General features: G+C 51.1%; 18 protein-coding genes. All 18 read right to left on the bottom strand.

What is annotated here, in order from left to right; translation table 11 throughout:
* Positions 1–42: 42 nt before the first annotated feature.
* On the bottom strand, positions 43–660 hold the full coding sequence (grpE, locus tag ACYVUU_RS06655; protein ID WP_484500404.1) for a nucleotide exchange factor GrpE: 618 nt from the start codon (positions 658–660) through the stop codon (positions 43–45).
* A gap of 11 nt (positions 661–671) precedes the next feature.
* On the bottom strand, positions 672–1,715 hold the full coding sequence (gene hrcA / locus ACYVUU_RS06660; RefSeq protein WP_439776080.1) for a heat-inducible transcriptional repressor HrcA: 1,044 nt from the start codon (positions 1,713–1,715) through the stop codon (positions 672–674).
* Between the two features lie 134 nt (positions 1,716–1,849).
* Positions 1,850–2,791: a riboflavin biosynthesis protein RibF gene (ribF, locus tag ACYVUU_RS06665; protein WP_484500405.1), complete on the bottom strand. Its 942-nt coding sequence runs from the start codon at positions 2,789–2,791 to the stop codon at positions 1,850–1,852.
* Between the two features lie 14 nt (positions 2,792–2,805).
* Positions 2,806–3,702: a tRNA pseudouridine(55) synthase TruB gene (truB, locus tag ACYVUU_RS06670; protein WP_484500406.1), complete on the bottom strand. Its 897-nt coding sequence runs from the start codon at positions 3,700–3,702 to the stop codon at positions 2,806–2,808.
* 50 nt (positions 3,703–3,752) lie between these two features.
* Positions 3,753–4,115 carry a ribosome-binding factor A gene (locus ACYVUU_RS06675; RefSeq protein ID WP_270447765.1) on the bottom strand — a complete coding sequence of 121 codons (363 nt, stop codon included), beginning with the start codon at positions 4,113–4,115 and terminating at the stop codon, positions 3,753–3,755.
* Between the two features lie 12 nt (positions 4,116–4,127).
* Positions 4,128–6,605: a translation initiation factor IF-2 gene (gene infB / locus ACYVUU_RS06680; RefSeq protein ID WP_484500407.1), complete on the bottom strand. Its 2,478-nt coding sequence runs from the start codon at positions 6,603–6,605 to the stop codon at positions 4,128–4,130.
* Between the two features lie 4 nt (positions 6,606–6,609).
* Entirely contained in the window at positions 6,610–6,894 is a 285-nt protein-coding gene (locus tag ACYVUU_RS06685) for a L7Ae/L30e/S12e/Gadd45 family ribosomal protein (protein ID WP_484500408.1), read from the bottom strand.
* A gap of 26 nt (positions 6,895–6,920) precedes the next feature.
* Complete coding sequence (gene rnpM, locus ACYVUU_RS06690) at positions 6,921–7,220, bottom strand: RNase P modulator RnpM (protein WP_072551267.1); 300 nt, start codon at positions 7,218–7,220, stop codon at positions 6,921–6,923.
* Between the two features lie 9 nt (positions 7,221–7,229).
* On the bottom strand, positions 7,230–8,426 hold the full coding sequence (nusA, locus tag ACYVUU_RS06695) for a transcription termination factor NusA (RefSeq protein ID WP_439776085.1): 1,197 nt from the start codon (positions 8,424–8,426) through the stop codon (positions 7,230–7,232).
* 19 nt (positions 8,427–8,445) lie between these two features.
* Complete coding sequence (gene rimP / locus ACYVUU_RS06700; protein WP_439776086.1) at positions 8,446–8,922, bottom strand: ribosome maturation factor RimP; 477 nt, start codon at positions 8,920–8,922, stop codon at positions 8,446–8,448.
* A 109-nt stretch (positions 8,923–9,031) separates the two neighbouring features.
* The gene (locus ACYVUU_RS06705) at positions 9,032–13,369 is read right to left on the bottom strand and encodes a PolC-type DNA polymerase III (protein ID WP_484500409.1); all 4,338 of its coding nucleotides are present in this window, start codon (positions 13,367–13,369) and stop codon (positions 9,032–9,034) included.
* 12 nt (positions 13,370–13,381) lie between these two features.
* Positions 13,382–15,079: a proline--tRNA ligase gene (locus tag ACYVUU_RS06710; protein ID WP_439776088.1), complete on the bottom strand. Its 1,698-nt coding sequence runs from the start codon at positions 15,077–15,079 to the stop codon at positions 13,382–13,384.
* Positions 15,080–15,118: 39 nt separating this feature from the next.
* Positions 15,119–16,366: an RIP metalloprotease RseP gene (gene rseP / locus ACYVUU_RS06715; protein ID WP_439776089.1), complete on the bottom strand. Its 1,248-nt coding sequence runs from the start codon at positions 16,364–16,366 to the stop codon at positions 15,119–15,121.
* Positions 16,367–16,375: 9 nt separating this feature from the next.
* Entirely contained in the window at positions 16,376–17,173 is a 798-nt protein-coding gene (locus ACYVUU_RS06720) for a phosphatidate cytidylyltransferase (RefSeq protein ID WP_439776090.1), read from the bottom strand.
* A 5-nt stretch (positions 17,174–17,178) separates the two neighbouring features.
* Positions 17,179–17,910, bottom strand: a complete 732-nt coding sequence (gene uppS, locus ACYVUU_RS06725) for an undecaprenyl pyrophosphate synthase (protein WP_484500410.1) — start codon at positions 17,908–17,910, stop codon at positions 17,179–17,181.
* A 2-nt stretch (positions 17,911–17,912) separates the two neighbouring features.
* Complete coding sequence (gene frr, locus ACYVUU_RS06730) at positions 17,913–18,470, bottom strand: ribosome recycling factor (protein WP_050890309.1); 558 nt, start codon at positions 18,468–18,470, stop codon at positions 17,913–17,915.
* The gene (gene pyrH, locus ACYVUU_RS06735; protein ID WP_296226799.1) at positions 18,470–19,195 is read right to left on the bottom strand and encodes a UMP kinase; all 726 of its coding nucleotides are present in this window, start codon (positions 19,193–19,195) and stop codon (positions 18,470–18,472) included. Before pyrH ends, frr begins: the two co-directional genes overlap by 1 nt.
* A 149-nt stretch (positions 19,196–19,344) precedes the next feature.
* The gene (tsf, locus tag ACYVUU_RS06740) at positions 19,345–20,373 is read right to left on the bottom strand and encodes a translation elongation factor Ts (RefSeq protein ID WP_439776222.1); all 1,029 of its coding nucleotides are present in this window, start codon (positions 20,371–20,373) and stop codon (positions 19,345–19,347) included.
* Between the last annotated feature and the right edge of the window lie 2 nt (positions 20,374–20,375).

The raw sequence follows: 20,375 nt of genomic DNA on the forward strand, positions 1-20,375 counted from the left end.
TGTATTATTTTTGCTTGTTTATTGCTTTGTTAAAAAATTGCCTTACTGGGCAACCACAACCATGGCTGGCCGCAGGGTCCGGTCCTTGTAGACATAGCCCTTTTGCAGGACCTGGACGACATGGTCTTTTTGATCATCATTTTCAGCCGGTACGCTTTGGACCGCCTGGTGCAATGTCGGATCAAACTTTTCACCGTCAGCCTTGATTTCTTCAATGCCGTTATCCTTCAAGGCTCTGACCAGGCCTTCCAGGGTCATTTCGATCCCCTTCTTCAGCTGGCTGGAAGCCTCGTCGTCGGCCTTGACCTGGAGGGCTCTTTCCAAGTTGTCCACGCTGGCCAGGATATCCTTGCCCAAGCGCTGGGACTCATACTTGACCAGGTTGGCTCTTTCCTTGCTGTAGCGGCGCTGGGCATTTTGAATCTCAGCTTCGCTTCTTAAGTACTTGTCTTCCAGGTCCTTGTTCTTCTGGGTCAAAGCGGCAACTTCAGCCTTGAGCTGGTCCAGTTCTGAATCAGCTGCCTTGTCAGCCTTTTCCTTGTCGCCACTTACCTTTTTGTCTTCTTTTACGCCTGCCTTGTCAGCTTCAGCTGGCTTGGCTTGCTTTTCCTGGTCTTCTTGCGGCAAATCCTTCTCACTTGGAAATTCTTCTTTGCTCACGACAAACCTCCTTATTTAAATCTGCCATAGTAATCTAACAACTTGCGGGCCAGTTCCTGGCGGAAGTATTCCATCAAGCCAATCATTTCCGAGTAAGGCATATTTCTCGGCCCCAAGAGGGCGATCGTTCCCCGGCCATAGCGGCCGACGCTGTATTCAGCCGTCACCAGGCTGAAATCCTTCAGCAGGTCGTTTTGCAATTCCGTCCCTAAGCGGACATGAACTGGATAATGGCCGGGACTGTCACTCAGATCGATCAGTTCATCAGCTAAAGAGCTGGAATTGATCAGTTCATAAAGCGACTTGATGTCTTTTAAATCGCTGTTTTCTGTATTATTGAGCAGGTTCAGCTGACCGTCAACGTACAGCTGCTCACTTGCCGCGTCTTTAATGACGGCTTCCAGAAGCTCCAGAAATTCCGGAGCATTCTTGCCGACGATATTAGAGCTGGACAATTGCTCAAAGGTCTGCTTGTTGATTTCGCTTAAATTCTTGCCGACCAGCTGGTCGTTGATCAAGCGGACAGCTTGTTCAATTTCATCCCCTGAGATGTGCCGCGGCAAGGTGTAAAGCTGGTTCTTGACACTGCCATCGCTGGTTACCAGAATTGCCATGACCTGCCGGGGTGCCAGGGGCACGATTCTGAAGCCCGTAATGCTGACATTCTTGACTTCGGGGCCTTCAGCGAAGGCCGTGTAGTCAGTCAAGTCCGACAGGATCTTGGCAGCTTCCTTGACGATCTCGTCCACTTGGTTGAACGGCTGGTCAAACTGGTAGCCAATTTGATTGTAAATTTCTTCCGGCAGCTGCAGGGGCTGCACCAAATTGTCCAGGTAGTAGCGGTAACCCTCAGTCGATGGCACCCGGCCGCTGGAGGAGTGGGTCTTTTCAATCAAGCCATGCTCTTCCAGGACCGCCATCTCATTGCGGATAGTCGCGCTGGACACTTTAATCGGCAATTGATTCATGACTGTCTTTGAGCCGACCGGCTCATGCGTCTTGGTGAAGTCCTGAATAATTGTCTTGAGAATAAGTTCTTGACGTTCGGTCAACATAACATCGCCCTCACTTTTAGCACTCACATCTTTCATGTGCTAACATGGTATAGATTAACAAGAAATTAGCAGTTAGTCAAGGAGAATGCTAAAAAAATCCCGCAAAAAAACGGTCTCTTTTCAAAGACCGTTTTTTACTGTCCAATTAAGGAACTAAAATAGTTTTCACTGGCGACCTGGTCCAGCTTCAGCTGCTCGCTTAAAGCTTCCATGTCGGCAAACTTTTCTTCCCCGCGCAAGTACTTGTACCAGGCAATGGTGATCTGCTCGCCATAGATGTCCTGGTCAAAATCAAAGATGTTGGATTCGATGTAAATCTTCTTCTCATCATTGAAAGTGACATTGTAGCCGACGCTGGTCATCGACTGGTACCAGCTGTCCCCCACCTGGGTCATGGTCGCGTAGACGCCGATTTTCGGCAACACTTTTGGCCAGGCCAATTCCAGATTCGCGGTTGGAAAGCCTAGCTTGTGGCCGTTTCTGAAGCCGTGGACGACCTTGCCGCTAGTTAGATACGGGTGACCCAACAATTCTGTAGCCAAGCGGAGATTGCCGCTTTTAATAGCCTTACGGATTTCGGTTGAGCCAATTTTTTCCCCGGCAAAAATCTGCTTTGGCACCACCTTGATGTCAAAGCGGCCCTTGGCAAAAACCGGCAGATTTTCCATGTTGGCCACGTCCTTTGGGCCATAGCTGTAGTCAAAGCCGGCAACAACCGTGTCTGCCTTAAGGCCCATGATGATCTCATCAACGAAGGCCTGGGGAGCCAGGTGGCTGAATTCCGGAGTGAACTTGAGAATCACCAGGTAGTCGACCCCGATCTTGGACATTTCGTAGGCCTTTTCCTCCGGACTGTTCAAGTACTCAAAGTCCTTGACCCCGGCGTAGACCTCCTTGGGATGGCGGTCAAAGGTCAGCACCATCAATGGCAGATCCTTCTCATCTGCAATTATCCGGGCTTCCTTGATCAACTTCTGGTGGCCGATATGAACTCCGTCAAAAAAGCCCAGGGCCAGGACAACCTTGCCGGCCGTCAGTTCTTTCTTGAACGGATAGCTTAGATTTATTACTTTCAAACTTAATCCCTCAATTACTCATTACTTAAAAGCATTAGGTCCGGGCAGTAGAGACCTTGTCCCTTGGCCCGGTAAATCGCTTTAACCTTTTCATTATACCGCAAAGCGACCTTGCCTGCATCAAGAGGGAGTTTGATCCAGGCCCCGTTTTTCACCTGCTGCCATAAGGCATCGTCTAATTCAAATTGCGGGTAGTCAGCAAAAAAGCTGTCGATTGGCTGAATATAATCTTCAGCATGGTCCAAATTCTCCGCCAGTTCTTCCAAAGTGACCGCGTCCTGCAGTTTGTAGCCAGAACTGGCCGTCCGCCGCAATTTGGTCATCACTGCCGGCAAGCCCAATTTATCGCCCAGGTCGTTGACCAGGCTGCGGACATAGGTCCCCTTAGAACATTCAACTTCATAAGAAAAAGTCTGCCGGCCTTTTTCTGGGTCAAACTGGCTTGGCCGCGTCAAGTCATAGCGAAAAACCTGGACAGACCGCTTGGGCCGCTCAACCGGAATCCCTTCTCTGGCATATTCGTAGAGCCGCTTGCCATTGACTCTGACCGCGGAATAAATTGGCGGCTGCTGGACGATTTCCCCAGTCAAAGACTGCATGGCCTCTTTGATGGCCTGGTCACTGACCGGCTCAGTCAGGGCTTTCTCCGCCAAAACTTTCCCTTCCAGGTCATAAGAATCAGTTGCCAGGCCCAGCATGCCTTCACCAACATAAGCTTTTGGCCGCTCATGCATCAGCTCAATCAATTTTGTTGCCTGACCTAGAGCTACCGGCAAAACGCCGGTGACTTCCGGGTCCAGGGTTCCGGCATGGCCGATCTTCTTTTGCTTTAAGAGCCGGCGCAGCTTATAAACCACATCCCCGCTGGTCATGCCCGCTGCCTTGTCGATTACGATAATTCCGTTGAACATCTTTTTCTCCTCTTCTTTATACGCAAAAAAGCGCCCGAAGGCGCTTTTTGCTAGTTTTGGCGATCTTGTTCCTGCTTCTTCAAGTCAGCAAGCAAACGGTCGATCTTGCTGCCGTAGATCACGGACTGGTCCCGCTTGAAAATCAGTTCCGGAACCTTGTACATGGTCAAGCTCTGGCCGAGCAAGTGCCGCATGGTTCCTTTAGCCTTTTCCAAGCCGGCTTCCGCTTCTTTTTGCGCCTGTTCATCTTCAGTCAGCAGACTGTAGTAGACAGTCGCGTATGAAAAGTCATTGCTGCACTCCACGGCGGTAAAAGTCACGTCGCTGACCCGGGGATCGCGGATGTTCTTGCGGATGATCTTGGTCAGTTCCCGCAGGATTTCGCCTTCAACCCGTCCTTTTCTGTGCTTCATTTCAGCCTCCTGTTAACCTGGCTTAACTTCCTGCATTTCGTAGGCTTCCAGTTCATCGCCTTCCTTGATGTCGTTGAAGTTTTCAATGGTCAAACCACAGTCAAAGCCTGCCTTGACTTCCTTGACGTCATCCTTGAACCGGCGCAGTGAGGCAACCTTGCCGTCGTACTTGACCACGCCGTCTCTGATAACCCGGATGCCTGATTCTCTAGTAACGTAGCCGTTGTCGACAAAGGCACCAGCGATGGTCCCGATCTTGGATACCTTCCAGGTTTCGCGAACAGTCAGGTTACCGATAACCTTTTCTTCGTAAGTTGGTTCCAGCATCCCTTGCATAGCGGCCTTAACGTCATCGATAGCCTTGTAGATGATGCTGTAAAGGCGGATGTCGACGCCTTCTTGAGCAGCCTGGCTCTTGGCAGTTGCCGTTGGCCGGACGTTGAAGCCGATGATCAAGGCGTTTGAAGCGCTGGCCAGGGTAACGTCACTTTCATTGATGGCCCCGACGCCGGAGTGGATAATGTTGACCCGGACGCCTTCAACGTCGATCTTTTGGAAGGATTGGGCCAAGGCTTCAGCAGACCCTTGCACGTCAGCCTTCAAAACGATGTCGACAGACTTCATGCTTTCCCGCTTCATCGTGTCAAAGAGGTTGTCCAGAGTAACGTGCTGAACATTTTCACGCTGCTTTTGCAGAGACTGCTGGGCCCGGGCTTCACCAACCGCGCGGGCAGTCTTTTCATCATCAAAGACAACCAGCTTGTCGGCTGATTCCGGCACGTCATTCAAACCAGTAATTTCAACAGGCATTGATGGCGTAGCCTTCTTGACCTGGTGGCCCTTGTCGTTGGTCATGGTCCGGACACGGCCGAAGGTGTCACCGACAACGATTGGATCACCAATCCGCAGGGTACCCTGCTGAATCAAGACGTCGGCAACTGGACCCTTGCCCCGGGACAAACGAGCTTCGACAACCGTACCGATCGCCTTTTGCTTCGGGTCAGCCTTCAGTTCCAGCATGTCGGCTTCCAAGATGATGTTTTCCAAAAGTTCGTCAATCCCCATCCCGGTCTTAGCTGAGATGTTGACGAAGATGGTTGAACCACCATAGTTTTCTGGAATCAGTTCATACTGCATCAGCTGTTCAGTAACGTGGGCAGGGTTGGCACCTGGCCGGTCCATCTTGTTGATGGCCACAATAATTGGCACGCCCGCGCTCTTGGCGTGGTCGATGGCTTCGATGGTCTGCGGCATAACCCCGTCGTCAGCGGCAACGATCAAAACGACGATGTCGGTGATTTCCGCCCCGCGGGCCCGCATGCTTGAGAAGGCCGCGTGACCTGGGGTGTCCAGGAAGGTGATCAAACGGTCGTTGATCCGGACCTGGTAGGCACCGATGTTCTGGGTGATCCCGCCGGCTTCGTGTTCAGAAACCCGGGTGTGGCGCAGGCGGTCCAGCAAGGTGGTCTTACCGTGGTCGACGTGACCCATGATGGTTACGACTGGCGGACGGACAACCTGGTTTTCAGAGTTCTTGGACTCTTCCATTTCCTGGGCAAAAATGTTGTCGATGTCGGAAATGTCTTCGTGGACCTTTTCCACGGCTTCAATACCGTAGTCAGCCGCCAGCAGTTCGATCGTGTCCTTGTCCAGAGACTGGTTCTGGTTGGTCATGATCCCCAGCATGAAGAGCTTCTTCACGATTTCAGCTGGTTCCCGGTGGAGGATCTTGCCCAGGTCTTGCGCGTTCATGCCAACTTCGTATTCAAAGCTTTCTGGAAGCGGACGATCCTTTCTTTGGGTAACCTGCTTCTTGACTTGTGGCGCATTTTGGTGCTTCTTGTTCTTGCGCTTGCGCCGTTCGCTGCGGTCGCTGTTTGCGCCCCGGCCTTGGTCAGCATAGGCATTTTGCCCCTTGCGGCCAGGCTTGCCGCTGTTTCTGCGGCGGTTATCCTTGTTTTCAGGCATTGGCGCTTCAGTAAAGCTTGGCCGGGAACTTGGCCGGCGAGAAGATGAAGACTTGGCAGCAGGCTTTTCACTGCTTGCCTGGTTTTGCTTAAGGCGGGCTGGGGATGGCTTCAAGATCTTTGGCCCGCGGACCTTTGGTGCTTCAATTGCAGTTTCAGCTGCCTTGTCGGCACTTTCGACCTTCCTCACAACCGGCTTGCTTTCGCTGGCAGCAGCCTTGCTTAAGGACTTCTTGTATTCCTGCTTGGCAGCCTTGCTTTCCTGGTCCAAGCGGACTTCATCAGCCCGTTGCTTTTGCTTGAGATCCTTCAGCAAATCTTGGGCTGCTGGCCGGCGGCGCTTGCTGTGGTCGTTAGAGTGGTTGTTTGCCCGGCGGCGGGAATTTGGTCTCTTGCCTTCAGTCTTCTTTTCGCCCTTGCGAATAGCACTGACTGAAATCTTTAATTTACCAGACTTGCCGCTGGTTTTCTTGTTATCCATGCCCAATTCCTTTGAAGTTTCGTTTTCTTGTTTCTTGGTCATTAGATCACACTCCTTCTTTAATCTTATCCAGCAAGGCTTTCGCAAAACCACGATCTGTTAATGCCAAAACTTTGCGTTTCTTACCTACAGCCTGGCTGAGTTCAGCTTCCGTGAAGACGTCCAGCAATGGAGTTGGGTGGGCCTTCAAAGCAGCTTCGATCTCGCCCCGGCTGTTTTCTGCTAAATCATTCGCGATGATAACGCACTTAAGCTTGCCCTTCTTCAATTTGGCCAAAACGATGTCCGTGCCCGAAACCGTCTTTCCGGCCCGGGTTGCCAAACCAAGCAAATTTAAGGCTTTCTCTCGGTTGTTAATTATTTTTGATCACCAAATAATTCTTTTCTTGCCTTCTGGTGGTCCACGTAAGCGAAGAGCTCGTCGTAAAATTCATCGGCGACCTTCACGCCCAAACTGCGTTCCAGCACCTTTGACTTACGGGCAGCAGCGATCTTTTCTGGCTCTAAGGACACATAAGCACCGCGGCCTGGCTTCTTGCCACTTGGATCAACAGAAACATTCTTTTCCTTGTCAACAACGATTCTGACCAGATCCTTCTTCGGCTGCATCGTATCGGTCAACAAGTCCTTCCGCATGGGGATTTTTCTCTTTTTCAAGGAAATCACCTATTCTTCTTCGTCAAGATCCAGGTCTTCCGCTTCTTCAGCTTCTGCACTTTCGTCAGCTTCAGTCTCTGCTTGTTCATCTGCAGCTTCTGCTTGACCCAGGTCTTGATCTTCTGCTACTTCAGTTTCGTCTTCTACTTCGCTTTCGTCAACAAATTCGACTTCTGACTCTGGCCGGATGTCGATCTTGTAGCCAGTCAAGCGGGCAGCCAGGCGGACGTTTTGCCCCTTCTTGCCGATGGCCAGGGAAAGCTGGTAGTCCGGCACGATCACGAAGGCCTTCTTTTCATCGTCTTCGTCTTCGAACTGAACAGCGATAACTTCAGCTGGGTTCAAGGCATTGGCGATGTAGTCAGATGGGTCTTCTTCGTACTGAACGATGTCGATGTTTTCCCCACCCAGTTCATTGACCACGTTCTGCACCCGGCTGCCGCGCGGGCCGACACAGGTACCAACTGGATCAATGTTCGGGTCGTTGGACTTAACGGCAATCTTGGTTCTTTCGCCGGCTTCCCGGGCAATGGACATGATTTCCACCGTGCCGTCAAAGATTTCAGGTACTTCTTGTTCAAAAAGCCGCTTGACTACGTCAGGGGCAGTCCGGGATACCCGGATCTGGGCCCCCTTGCCGTCAGCACCGACTTTAGTTACCAAGACGCGGACCCGGTCTTGTGGGTTGTAGTGTTCACCTGGAATAGTGTCGCGCTTGATGTCCATGACTGCTTCAACATTGCCGATGTTGACGTAAACGAAACGGTTGTCAGTTCTTTCAACCGTCCCGGTAACCAGCTCATCTTCATATTGAGAGTATTCATTGACGATGTGGGCATTTTCAGCTTCACGCAGGCGCTGCATTACGACCTGCTTGGCCGTAGCCGCCGCGGTCCGGCCGAAGTTCTTTGGGGTAACTTCAAACTTGATCGTGTCGCCAACTTCGTAAGCCCGGTTGATGGCCAAGGCATCCTTCAAGCTGACTTCCACCCGGTCGTCTTGCACTTCGTCAACTACCGTCTTCAAAGCCATGACCTTGAAATCGCCCTTCTTTTCATTAAAGTCGATTTCAACATTTTCAGCCTGGCCGTAGTTCTTCTTGTAGGCAGCGGCCAAAGCGGCCTTCATGGCTTCAACGATAACGTCTTGTTTGATGCCCTTGGTCTTTTCCAAGACGTCAAAGGCTTCCAGCATTTCTTTTGACATAAGTTTTGGATCACTCTTTCTAAAATTCGATTGCAAAACGGGCGCTGGCGATCTGCTTGCGCGGAATAGTCAGCTGCTTGCGCCGGGTCTTGATCTTGATTTCCAGTTTAATCTCCTGGTCGTCCAGGTCAAGCAAATGACCTTCAAAGACCTTCTCGCCTTCCAACTTTTGGTAGAGGCCGACGTGGATGTACTGGCCCTTGGCCTTTTCCCAGTCCTGCTCCTTCTTGATCGGTCTTTCCAGGCCCGGTGAGGACAATTCCAAGATGTACGGGTCTGGCAGCGGATCTGGCTGCATTGAGTCCAATTTTTCTCCAACCAACTCACTCAGCTCCGCAATCGTTTCGATGTCAATCCCGTTTGGCTGCTTGTCCACGTAGATTCGCAGATAGTCTTGACTCTTTTCCTTGACATATTCCAAATCAACAAGTTCACAGTCATGACCGCTAATGACCGGTTCGATTGCTTCTTGGATAGGTGTTAAGTTTTTTGGCAAAATTTTCCTCCGTAATAAAAAGAGTGAGCATTGCTGCTCACTCGAATTTACCATATTCGATCTGAAAAAGATTATAACAAAATTTTTCCCACTTGTAAATAGGAAGCTCTTAGAAGAGGGAAAGTTGGTTTTGGTCAGGCATCCCTTCTAAGACATTGTTGTTTTCAAAAAAGTCCATGATCTTCTGGGAGACCTTGCCTCGTACCTGCAAGTCTTCCTTTGACAAAAATGGGGCTTCACTGCGGGCAGCCACGATCTGCTTGGCCGCGGAGTCACCTAAGCCGTCAACCGCGTTAAAAGGAGCCAGGATGGTGTGCTTGTCAACGATCTTGTAAGTCGTGGCTTCAGACTCGTTGATGTCAACCATCTTGAAATTGATCCCCCGCTCAATTGCTTCGTTAACCAGTTCCATATAGGTCTGCAGGTCCTTTTCCAGCTTGGTGGCCGCCGTCCCCTTTTCCTTGATCCGGTTGATCAAGGCGACAACTGTATTTTTACCTCGGCTCATGGCTTCCAGGTCAACCTTGTCGGCTCTGACTGAGAAGTAGGCGGCATAGTAGATCTCCGGATAGTAGACCTTGAACCAGGCTACCCGCAGGGCCATCAAGATATAGGCGGCCGCGTGGGCCTTCGGGAACATGTACTTGATCTTCAAACAAGACGGAATGTACCAGTCTGGAATGTTCTTGTTTTCCTTTAAGACGGCCATATTCTCATCAGAAATCCCCTTCCCCTTCCGGACAGTTTCCATGGTCGAAAAGGCGACTTCTTCCTTGACTCCCCAGTGGATCAAGTCAGTCATGATGTTGTCACGGCAGCCGATCACGCTCTTTAACTTGCAAGTGCCGTTATTGATCAGCTCTTCAGCATTGCCCAGCCAGACGTCCGTCCCGTGGGACAGGCCGGAAATCTGCAGGAGCTCGGCAAAAGTTGACGGCTTGGTTTCTTCCAGCATCCCCCGGACAAAAGGCGTCCCGAATTCCGGCAGACCCAGGGTCCCGGTCTTGGAATTGATCTGCTCTGGAGTAACCCCCAAAGCTTCCGGGCTGGAGAAGAGGGACATGACCTTGGGGTCATCGGTTGGAATAGTCAAAGGATCAATCCCGGACAAGTCCTGCAGCATTCTGATCATGGTCGGGTCCTGGTGGCCCAGGATGTCGAACTTCAAGAGGTTGTCGTGGATCTGGTGGAAGTCGAAGTGGGTCGTCTTCCACTCCTTGGAAATATCATCTGATGGATACTGCAAAGGAGTCAGTTCATAGATATCCTTGTCATCCGGCAAAACGACGATCCCGGCCGGGTGCTGGCCAGTCGTGGCCTTGACCCCGGTAACCCCAATAGCCAGGCGGTCGACTTCCGCGTTGTTCATCTTGATTTCCGGGTGCTCATCCTGGTAGTGCTTGGCATAGCCGATCGCTTTTTTATCAGCCAGGGTACCAACCGTACCGGCTTTAAAGGAGTGGTTTGGCCCAAACATAACTCTGATGAAGTTGTGGGCAACTGGCTGGTAGTCACCGGAGAAGTTCAAGTCGATGTCGGGCACCTTGTCGCCGTGGAAGCCGAGGAAGGTTTCAAATGGGATGTTCTGTCCGTCTTTAACCATCATGACCTGGCAGTCAGAACACTTTTTATCCGGCAAGTCAAAGCCTGAAGCATATTCGCCATTTTCAAAAAATTCTGACTTCTTGCACTTCGGGCAGCGGTAATGGGGCGGCATCGGGTTGATTTCCGTGATCCCCATCATAGTCGCGACCAGACTGGAACCGACAGAGCCCCGGGAACCAACCAGGTAGCCGTCTTTAACTGACTTGGCTACCAGCATCTGGGAAATCAGGTAAACGACCCCGTAGCCGTTACCGATAATGGCATCAAGCTCCCGGTCAAGCCGGGCCTGGATGTTGTCCGGCAAGGGGTCACCATAAAGTTCATGAGCTTTGTCATAGGTCAGCTTGCGTACCCGCTCAGCAGTATGCGGAATCTTTGGCGGGAAGCTCTCGTCTTGGACTGGCTGCACCCCTTCATCGATCATGGCATTGATCTTGTTTGGGTTGCTGATGACCACTTCTTTAGCAACTTCTTCACCCATGAAACTGAATTCATCCAGCATCTCCTGGGTAGTATAGAAGTGCAGGTCCGGGTGTTGCTTGTTCCGGTTCGGGTTACCCCTTTGGGCAGCCAGCAAAACGTCCCGGTAGATGGCTTCATGCTTGTCAATATAGTGAGCATCACTGGTTGCTACGACTGGTTTATTCAGCTCCTTGCCCAGCTTATAGATGTTGGTCAAAATTTCTTCCAGCTGGCTTTCATCGGCGATCAAGCCATCCGCGATCAAGCTGGAATAGTTTGACGGCGGCTGGATTTCCAAAAAGTCGTAAAATTCCGCCTTCTTTTTAGCCTCTTCATAGCCCTTCTGCATCATGGCAATGAAGACTTCCCCCTGGCTGCAGGCAGACCCGTACAAAAGGCCGGCGTGCAAGCGGCGAAGTTCTGACTTGGGTGTTCTCAGCCCCTTGAAGTTGTACTTGATTCCGGCCAAGGAAACCAGTTCATACAAATTCCGCAGGCCAGGCTTTTGGTTTTGGGCCAGGACTGTAATATGGGTCGGCCGGGCCCGCTTGTAGCCTTCACCGTTGCTGTAGTCGTTCATCTTGCCCAGGTCGTCTTCCTGGTACTTGTCATTAAAGGCATCTAAAAGCTTGAACATCAAGTAGCCGGTTGCTTCAGCGTCCTGGTTGGCCCGGTGGTGGTGTTCCAGGACCACATTGTACTTGCGGCAAAGCGAGTCCAGGGTATGGCGGGATTGTTCCGGGTGCAGCAGGCGGGAAACTTCCAAAGTGTCGACAACCGGCTGGCTGATTTCCGGATAGCCGCAGCGCTTCAAGGCAGCGTTGACAAAGCCCACGTCAAACTGGACATTGTGCCCGCAAAGGGGATCATTGCCATAAAAGTCCATGAACTGCTTGATCACGACAGCTTCGTCATCAGCTGCTTGGACCATTTCATCGGTGATCGAGGTCAAATTGATCGTGGTTTCAGACAAAGGGTGGTGGGGATTGATGAATTTATCAAAGCGTTCAATCACTTCCCCATTTTTCATCTTGACGGCCCCGATTTCAATGATCGTGTCATAAACCGAGGACAAACCTGTCGTTTCAACGTCGAAAATGACGAATTCCTGGTCTTCATACCGCATATGTGCCGGGTTTAAAACCAGCAGACCGTGGTCTTCAACCATGTTGGCTTCCAGGCCCATAATGACCTTCATCCCGTTCTTTTTGCCCGCTTCAAAAGCATTTGGCAGGGCCTGCAAGTCAGCATGGTCAGTAATCGCAATGGCGGGCTGGCCGAACTTCTTGGCTGTCTTGATGATGTCTGCCACGTCAGCAGTAGCGTCCAGCTGGCTCATGTTGGTGTGGACATGCAGCTCCACGTGCTTTTCTTCGCCTTGGTAGGCTTCTTGCCGGCCTACGTGCTCGGTTAATTCCATGCTGTAGATGTTGAAGATCAAGTCATGGGCATATTGGTCATCTTTAAGGCTGCCCTGCATGCGGATCCAAACACCAGGCTTGATTCCTTTAAGGTATTCGATTTCTTCCTTGTCAGAATCACGGACGAATTTTTTAAAGGAGACAGAACCGGTATAGTCAGTCATTTCCCCATTAAAAATAAAGGATCCCGACCGCAGTTCCTGCATTTCCGCCTTGAAGACATGGCCTTCGACAACGGCGCTGCGTTGATCTTCTGACAGGTCTTTCAGCTGAGTGATTTCAGCATTGTCACTGATGGCGCCTGGGCCAAAACTGGCCTTCTTGCCCCGCCGGCCCTGGTAGCTAGGCCGGGGAGCTGGCTTTGGCTTGGCCGGGGCCTGCTGGAAGGCTTCCTGCATGTTTTTTTCATGGGCTTCCACCAGCTGGGCCAGGCTTTCAAAGTCACTTTGCCCGCCCTGTTCGTCAACTTCTGTTAAAAGCTTGACGTTAAAAAAGCCATAGTCGCGCAGTTCTAAAGAGAAACTGTCCAAAAGCCGCTGCTCCAGCATTTTGTCAAAAAGCTGGCCGTTAATCGGAATGATCCAGCGGCCGCTATCCTCATGGGGCGTTTGCCCGACCAGGAAATTCTGAGCAGCTGGATTGGCGGACAAGACTTCTGAATTTTCAACCGCGTAGTGCCAGTAGTCTGGCAGGTACTGCTGCTGGCCGTCTGCTGTTTCAACGAACAGGCGGGTGTCGACAAAGTCGTTAAATTCATGCTTAATCGCCTGGTTCAAGGCGTTGTAGCTTTCAAAACGCAGTGGAGTAGTAAAAAAAACGTGGATATCCCATCTACGTTCTTTTCTGTAGACATCCACGTTTTTTATCTCCCCTGCCTGTAAAACCGCTTCGTCAGCTGCCCCTGCCGGGAAGCCGACCTGTTTTAACAATTTGAGAAAAAGTTGGTTTTTATCAGTCACGAGAGTTCAATCCTAATCTAATTCGCTGGCAATAAAGTCTTCCAGATCGGTAACGGCCAGCTTTTGTGCTTGCTCGTCGCCTGGGCGCTTGACTTCAACGATCCCGTCAGCAGCGTCGCGGCCAACAGTAATTCTGATTGGCGCGCCAACCAGGTCAGCATCGTTGAACTTAACGCCTGGACGTTCATTACGGTCGTCATAAAGGACGTCATACTTGGCAAACTTGGCTTCCAGGTCTTCGGCCAGCTTGCTTTGAATTTCATCCTTCATCTTCATCTGGATGATGTGAATACCGAATGGCGCGATTTCCTTTGGCCAGGCAACCCCGTTTTCAGTCGCGTGCTGTTCAACAACGGCTGAAAGCAGACGGGTAACCCCGATCCCATATGAGCCCATGATAACTGGCTGGGACTTGCCGTTTTGGTCCAGGAACTTGGCCCCCATGGTTTCCGTGTAGTAGGTCCCCAGCTTGAAGATGTGACCAACTTCAATTGAGGTAGTAAACTGCAGTGGTTCATGGTCAACCGGGTCTGGTTCGCCTTCATTGGCAACCCGGAGGTCAGCAAAGCGGTCAGCCTTGAAGTCCCGGTCCAGGTTGGCATTGATGAATTGGGCATCGCTTTCGCCCGCGCCAACAACCACGTTGTAAAGGCCCTTAACGGTTTCGTCAGCCACGATTTCGTCAGCCCAGTCAGCGTTTACCGGGCCAACGCCGCCCTTGCCAGCCCCGGTCAGTTCTTCCAAGTCGCTAGTTTCAGCAACCCGCAAGCTGTCACAGTCCAAGAGGTGGGTCAGCTTGACTTCGTTGACTTCCTTGTCAGCCCGGATCAAAACCAGAACCTTCTTCTTTTCATCAACGATGTAGAGGATGCTCTTGACGATTCTGGTTGCTGGCACTTGCAAGAATTCAGCCAGCTTGTCAATTGTATCGCAGCCTGGAGTAGCAACCTTTTCCATTGCCTTCAGTTCTTCAGGCTCTTGCTTGAAGGTGTCAACACTGACCGCCATTTCCAAGTTGGCGGCGTAAGTGCCGGAAGCGTTGGTGGCAATAGTGTCTTCGCCAACAGCGGCAGGTGCCTGGAATTCAGTGGAGTTCTTGCCGCCCATGGTCCCGGAATCAGCAATAACTGGCCGCACTTCAACGCCCGTGCGCTTGAAGATCTTGAGGTAAGCTGCCTTTTCGTCTTCAAACTGCTTGTCCAGCTGCTCCCGGCTGGCCGCGAAGCTGTAGCCGTCCAGCATGACAAACTCTCTGCCCCGGAGAAGACCGAAACGTGGCCGGTTTTCATCCCGGAACTTGGTTTGAATCTGGTAAAGATGCAAAGGCATCTGCTTGTATGACTTAAGGCTCTTAGCCACAACTTCAGTAAAAGTTTCTTCGTGGGTCGGCCCTAGCAACATTTCCCGGCCATGCCGGTCCTTCAAACGGAACATTTCCGGACCGTACTTCGGCAAACGGCCTGATTCTTCCCACATTGAAGCTGGCAGCATGTGCGGCATGATCATTTCAACCACGCCAGCATTGGCCATTTCTTCTTCAATGATCTTTTCAGTCTTGCGCAAGACCTTGTAGCCCAGCGGCAGGTATGAGTAGACACCAGCCGTAACCTGCCGGATGTAGCCGCCCCGCAGCATTACTTGGTGGCTCTTGGCAACCGCGTCGGCTGGAGTTTCCTTCAGCGTCGGCATGAAAAAGATTGATTGACGCATAATTAACTAAATTCTCCTAAACATTTATTATTTTAAGGACTATTTGATAAAGTAGCGGTAGATATCGTTACCCGTTACCGCGATGATCAAAATCAGCAAGAAGACCACCCCGATCAAGTCAACGACTGTTTCATGCTCCTCTGGAATTGGCTTGCCCCGCAGGAGCTCGATAAGTTCCAGCAAAAGCTTGCCCCCATCCAGGCCGGGAATCGGAATCAAGTTAACGATCCCCAGGTTGATGGACAGCATGCCGACAAAGGCCAACATGTAGGTCAGACCCATGGAAGTTGCCTTAGAGGTTTCCGAGTAGATCCCGACTGGACCGGACAATTTGTTTAAGCTGAAGTGCTTGAATAAGTTGCCCAGGGCCTGGAAGATCATCCCCGTCACCTGCCAGCTCAAATCCCAGCCCCGCTTCAATTTAGCGGAAAATGAGTTGTCAGCCTGGGCAACGATACCAACCAGGTAAGACTTAGTCTTCTTTGAGTATTTTGGCGTCAGCTTGACTGACTTTTCGCTCCCCTTCCGCTTGACCTTGACAGTCATGGTCTTGCCCTTGGAAGAAGAGATTGCCTGGCTGACCTGGTCAAAAGTACTGATCTTCTGACCATTGATGGCCACGATCTGGTCACCCTTTTGCAAAACGTGCTGGGCCGGGGAATTGGCCGCTACCTGACCGACAGTCGTCGTTGCCGGGCCAACTGAGGCAAAACTGTAAATCATCAAGACCACAAAGCCCAAAACGATATTCATGAAAGGTCCGGCAAAAGAGGTTGCCAGCTTCTTCCAAGGCTTGGCCGCCGGCAGCTGCACGTCCCGGGGGGCAATCTGCAGCTCAGTGCCCGTTTCATCGATCATGGTCGCGTCATGGTCGACCTTGTAGGTCACCAGCTGGCTCTCATCCCCGTTTTCATATCCTTCAATCGTCAAGTCATCAACCAGGTCTGCCTTGGTCACCCGCAAGGGGCGGCCTTCAATCGGCAGGTCCGATTCTGAAGCATCGATTCGCGTGACAATTCCAGCCTCATTCAGTTCCAAGACAACAGCCGTCCCAGGATCGATTTCACTCTGTTCATCGGGGCCGGCCAGGCGGACATAGCCGCCTAAAGGCAGCCAGCGGATGGTGTAAGTGGTTTGTCCGGGCCGCCACTGAACCAGTTTTGGCCCCATGCCGATTGAAAATTCGCGCACCAAAATACCGGCCTTTTTCGCCACGAAAAAGTGTCCAAATTCGTGAACAAAGACCACCAGGCCAAAAACAATAATGAAGGCTAGAATACTTTTCACGGCTACCTCCTAAATTCCAAAGATCAGGGCAACGATTGGCAAAACAAAAAGCGTACTGTCAAACCGGTCCAGGATCCCGCCGTGGCCCGGCAAGATCTTGCCGGAGTCCTTGACGCCGTAGAAGCGCTTGTAGGCTGATTCAACCAGGTCGCCCATCTGGCCGACGATTGACAGGAAGAAGGAAGCAATGATCAAGCTGGTCTTGTCGCCACCGACTGGAGCCAGGTTGACGTAAATCGCGGTAACGATAACCGCGATGATCACGGCACCGATTGACCCTTCCCAGGTCTTGTTCGGGCTGATCACTGGCCAGAGCTTGTGCTTGCCGAACTTGCGGCCAACCATGTAAGCAGCCGTGTCAGTCGTCCAGACGATCACGAAGGCAAACAGCAGCCGCCACAAGCCGTGGGCCGGATCGCTGTTTCTGATCGCTGCCAGGTAATGGAAACCAGTCCCGATGTACAAACTTGACAGAACGTACACGCCGATGTCATCAAAAGTCGTCTTGTTCTTGGACAAAACCGTCCAGGTCAAGAGCAGCATTACCAAGGCATAGAATACGCCCCACTTGCTCCAGTTTTTTGGCAAAAAGCCGAAGAAGGAGTTGGGCACGGTCCAGGTCAAGGTGGCCAGGGCTGCCAGGGTAAAGTCAACTGAGACCAGAATCTGCTTCTTCATCAAGAAGACTTCACTGATGCCGACAGCGGCCAGAAAGGCAGCCAGCCAATCAATCCACATGCCCCCGGCAATCAAAACCGGGATAAAAATCAATAAAGCAACAACTGCTGTAATTACTCTTTGTTTCATATTACCTAACTATCTGTTTCATCTAATTTACCAAAGCGCCGGTCCCGGTGCTGGTAAATCTTAACCATTTCGGCCAAGTCGTTTTCATCGAAGTCCGGCCAGGCCTTGTCCGTAAAGGCAAGCTCTGAATACGCAATCTGCCAGAGCAGGAAATTGCTGATTCTCTGCTCGCCAGACGTTCTGATCAAAAGGTCCGGGTCAGAGTACGGAGCGAACTTGGCGGTCATCAGCTTAGCGGATACCATGTCTTCAGTAATTTCGCCAGGCTGAATTTTTCCTTCGGCGGCTTCTTTGGCCAAAGCCTGCACGGCTGAAACGATTTCTTTTCTTGACCCGTAATTGAAGGCAAAATTCAATACCAGGCCAGTGTTTTCAGCCGTTTCTGCCATGGCCCGCTCAACAACTTCTCTGGTTGAGTCCGGCAAGGCATCCAGATAGCCCATGATGTTGACCTTCACATTGTGGGCCTGCAGGCGGGGCATGAACTTGTCAAAAAACTTGACCGGCAGGTTCATCAAATAATTGACTTCATCCTTGGGCCTGGCCCAGTTTTCCGTCGAAAAAGCATAAAGAGTCAGGACTTTAATTCCCAACTCATCTGCCGCGAGCGCAATCTTTTCAACGTTGTCCATCCCGGCCTTGTGGCCCATGAAGCGCGGCATGTGCCGCTTCTTCGCCCAGCGGCCATTGCCGTCCATGATGATCCCCAAATGATTCAGCTGCTTATTCTTATCCATAATTAACCCTGAGTGATTTCCTTGCGCTTGTTGTCAGCCATTTGGTCAATCTTCTTGGTTGATTCGTCAGTGACCTTCTGGACTTCCTTTTCCAGGCGCCGTTCTTCGTCTTCAGTGATTTCGCCGTCTTTCTCCTGCTTCTTCAAAGCCTTCATGGCTTCCTGGCGGACATTGCGGACAGCAATCTTGGCTTCTTCAGCCAGCTTGCCAACTTCTTTGGCAATTTCCTGCCGCCGTTCCCCAGTAAGTTGCGGGATAACCAGGCGGATAACGTTACCGTCATTGGCCGGAGTAAGGCCCAGGTCAGAGGCCAAAATGGCGTGTTCAATATCATTCAAAGAAGTCTTGTCGTAAGGGGTAATCATCAAAACCCGTGGTTCTGGAATGGTAATCCCGGCCATTTGGACCAGCGGAGTCGGTACCCCGTAGTATTCAACCATCACCCGGTCTAAAAGGGAAGCGTTGGCAACCCCGGCCCGGACAGTCGCCAGATTGCTCTGGTAGACTTCGATGGACTTGTTCATGTTGCTCTTGGCTTTAGCAATCGTTTCGTTGTTCATTATTTGTCACCTCTGATAATGGTTCCGATGTTTTCACCTTCAACCACCCGCTTGATGTTGCCTGGAGTGTTGACGTTGAAGACAATCAATGGAATATGGGTGTCCATGGACAAGGAGCTGGCCGTTCTGTCCATGACTTGCAGGCCCTTGGAGATCATGTCCAGCTGGGTCAGTTCAGCAAACTTCTTGGCACTTGGATCCAGGTTCGGGTCAGCCGTGTAGACCCCGTCAACCCCGTTCTTGGCCATCAAGATCACGTCAGCGTTGATTTCCGCTGCCCGCAAAGCGGCCGTGGTATCAGTTGAGAAGTAAGGGTTGCCAGTGCCGCCGCCGAAGATAACGACCCGGTTCTTTTCCATATGGCTGATTGCCACCCGGCGGATGTAAGGTTCAGCAACTTGCCGCATGGAGATTGAAGTTTGCAGTCTGGTTGGCACGCCAGCAGTTTCCAGACCATCTTGCAAGGCCAGACCATTCATGATCGTGGCCAGCATGCCCATGTAGTCAGCTTGGGCTCTTTCCATGCCCAGCTTGGCCCCGGTTTCACCACGCCACATGTTGCCGCCGCCGCAAACGACGCCGATCTGCACGCCCATGTCATGAACCAGCTTGATTTCATGTGCCAATTTCTTGATCACAGTTGGGTCAATGCCAGTTCCCTTTTCCCCGGCCAAAGCTTCGCCGGAAATTTTCAAAATGATACGATGATATTTAACTTGACTCATAATGCCCTCCTAATTAGCTCTAACTATTTTACCATAAAACAGAAAACTGTCTCTCCTATTTACGCTATTTCACCAGCTTAAATTTGCAAAAGTTAATTTGCCCACAAAAAAAGGATGGGTTTCCCCATCCTTTTTCTTGCTAGAAGAAATTAGTTCTTCATTTGTGCAGCAACTTCAGCAGCAAAGTCTTCTTGCTTCTTTTCGATGCCTTCGCCGACTTCGAAACGAACAAAGCTTACTACGGAAGCGTTGACTGAGTCAAGGTATTGTTCAACAGTCTTGCTGTCGTCCATAACGTAAAGTTGGGCGAGCAAGGTGTTTTCTTGGTCAACCTTGGTGTTGTCCAGCATGAAGCGGGCCATCTTGCCTGGGATGATCTTGTCCCAGATCTTTTCTGGCTTGTTTTCAGCCTTCAATTCTGCCTTGATGTCTTCTTCAGCTTGAGCAATGACTTCGTCAGTCAATTGAGCCTTTGAACCATACTTAAGGTGTGGCAAAGCTGGCTTGTTGACCATGGCACGTGATTCGTTGTCTTGGTCAATCTTGTGGTTGAGTTGAGCCAGTTCTTCGCGAACGAAAGCTGGGTCAAGTTCCTTGTATGACAGAACCTTTGGGCTCATTGCGGCAATGTGCATTGCAATGTGCTTAGCCAAAGCTTCGTCGCCGCCTTCAACAACAGTCAAGACGCCGATGTGGCCGCCGTTGTGTTGGTAAGCGCCAAAGTGTTGGTCATCAGTCTTTTCAAGAACAGCGAAACGGCGGAAGGAAATCTTTTCACCGATAGTAGCAGTAGCATTTACGTATGCTTCTTCAAGGCTTTCGCCTGAAGGCATGGTCAATGCCATAGCTTCTTCGTTGTTGGCTGGCTTGCCCTTGGCAATAGTTTCAGCAGTTTCGTTGACCAAAGTCTTGAACTGTTCGTTTTGAGCAACGAAGTCAGTTTCAGCGTTAACTTCAACGATAGCAGCAACGTTGCCGTCAACGTAAACGCCAGTCAAACCTTCAGCAGCGATCCGGTTAGCCTTCTTGGCAGCCTTTGCTTCACCCTTTTCGTGGATGATTTCGATAGCTCTTTGCATGTCGCCTTCGGCTTCAACCAGGGCCTTCTTGGCGTCCATGACGCCGGCACCAGTAGTTTCACGCAATTCCTTGACTTGCTTAGCAGTAATGTTTGCCATTT

Source organism: Lactobacillus sp. WILCCON 0058 (assembly GCF_057198005.1).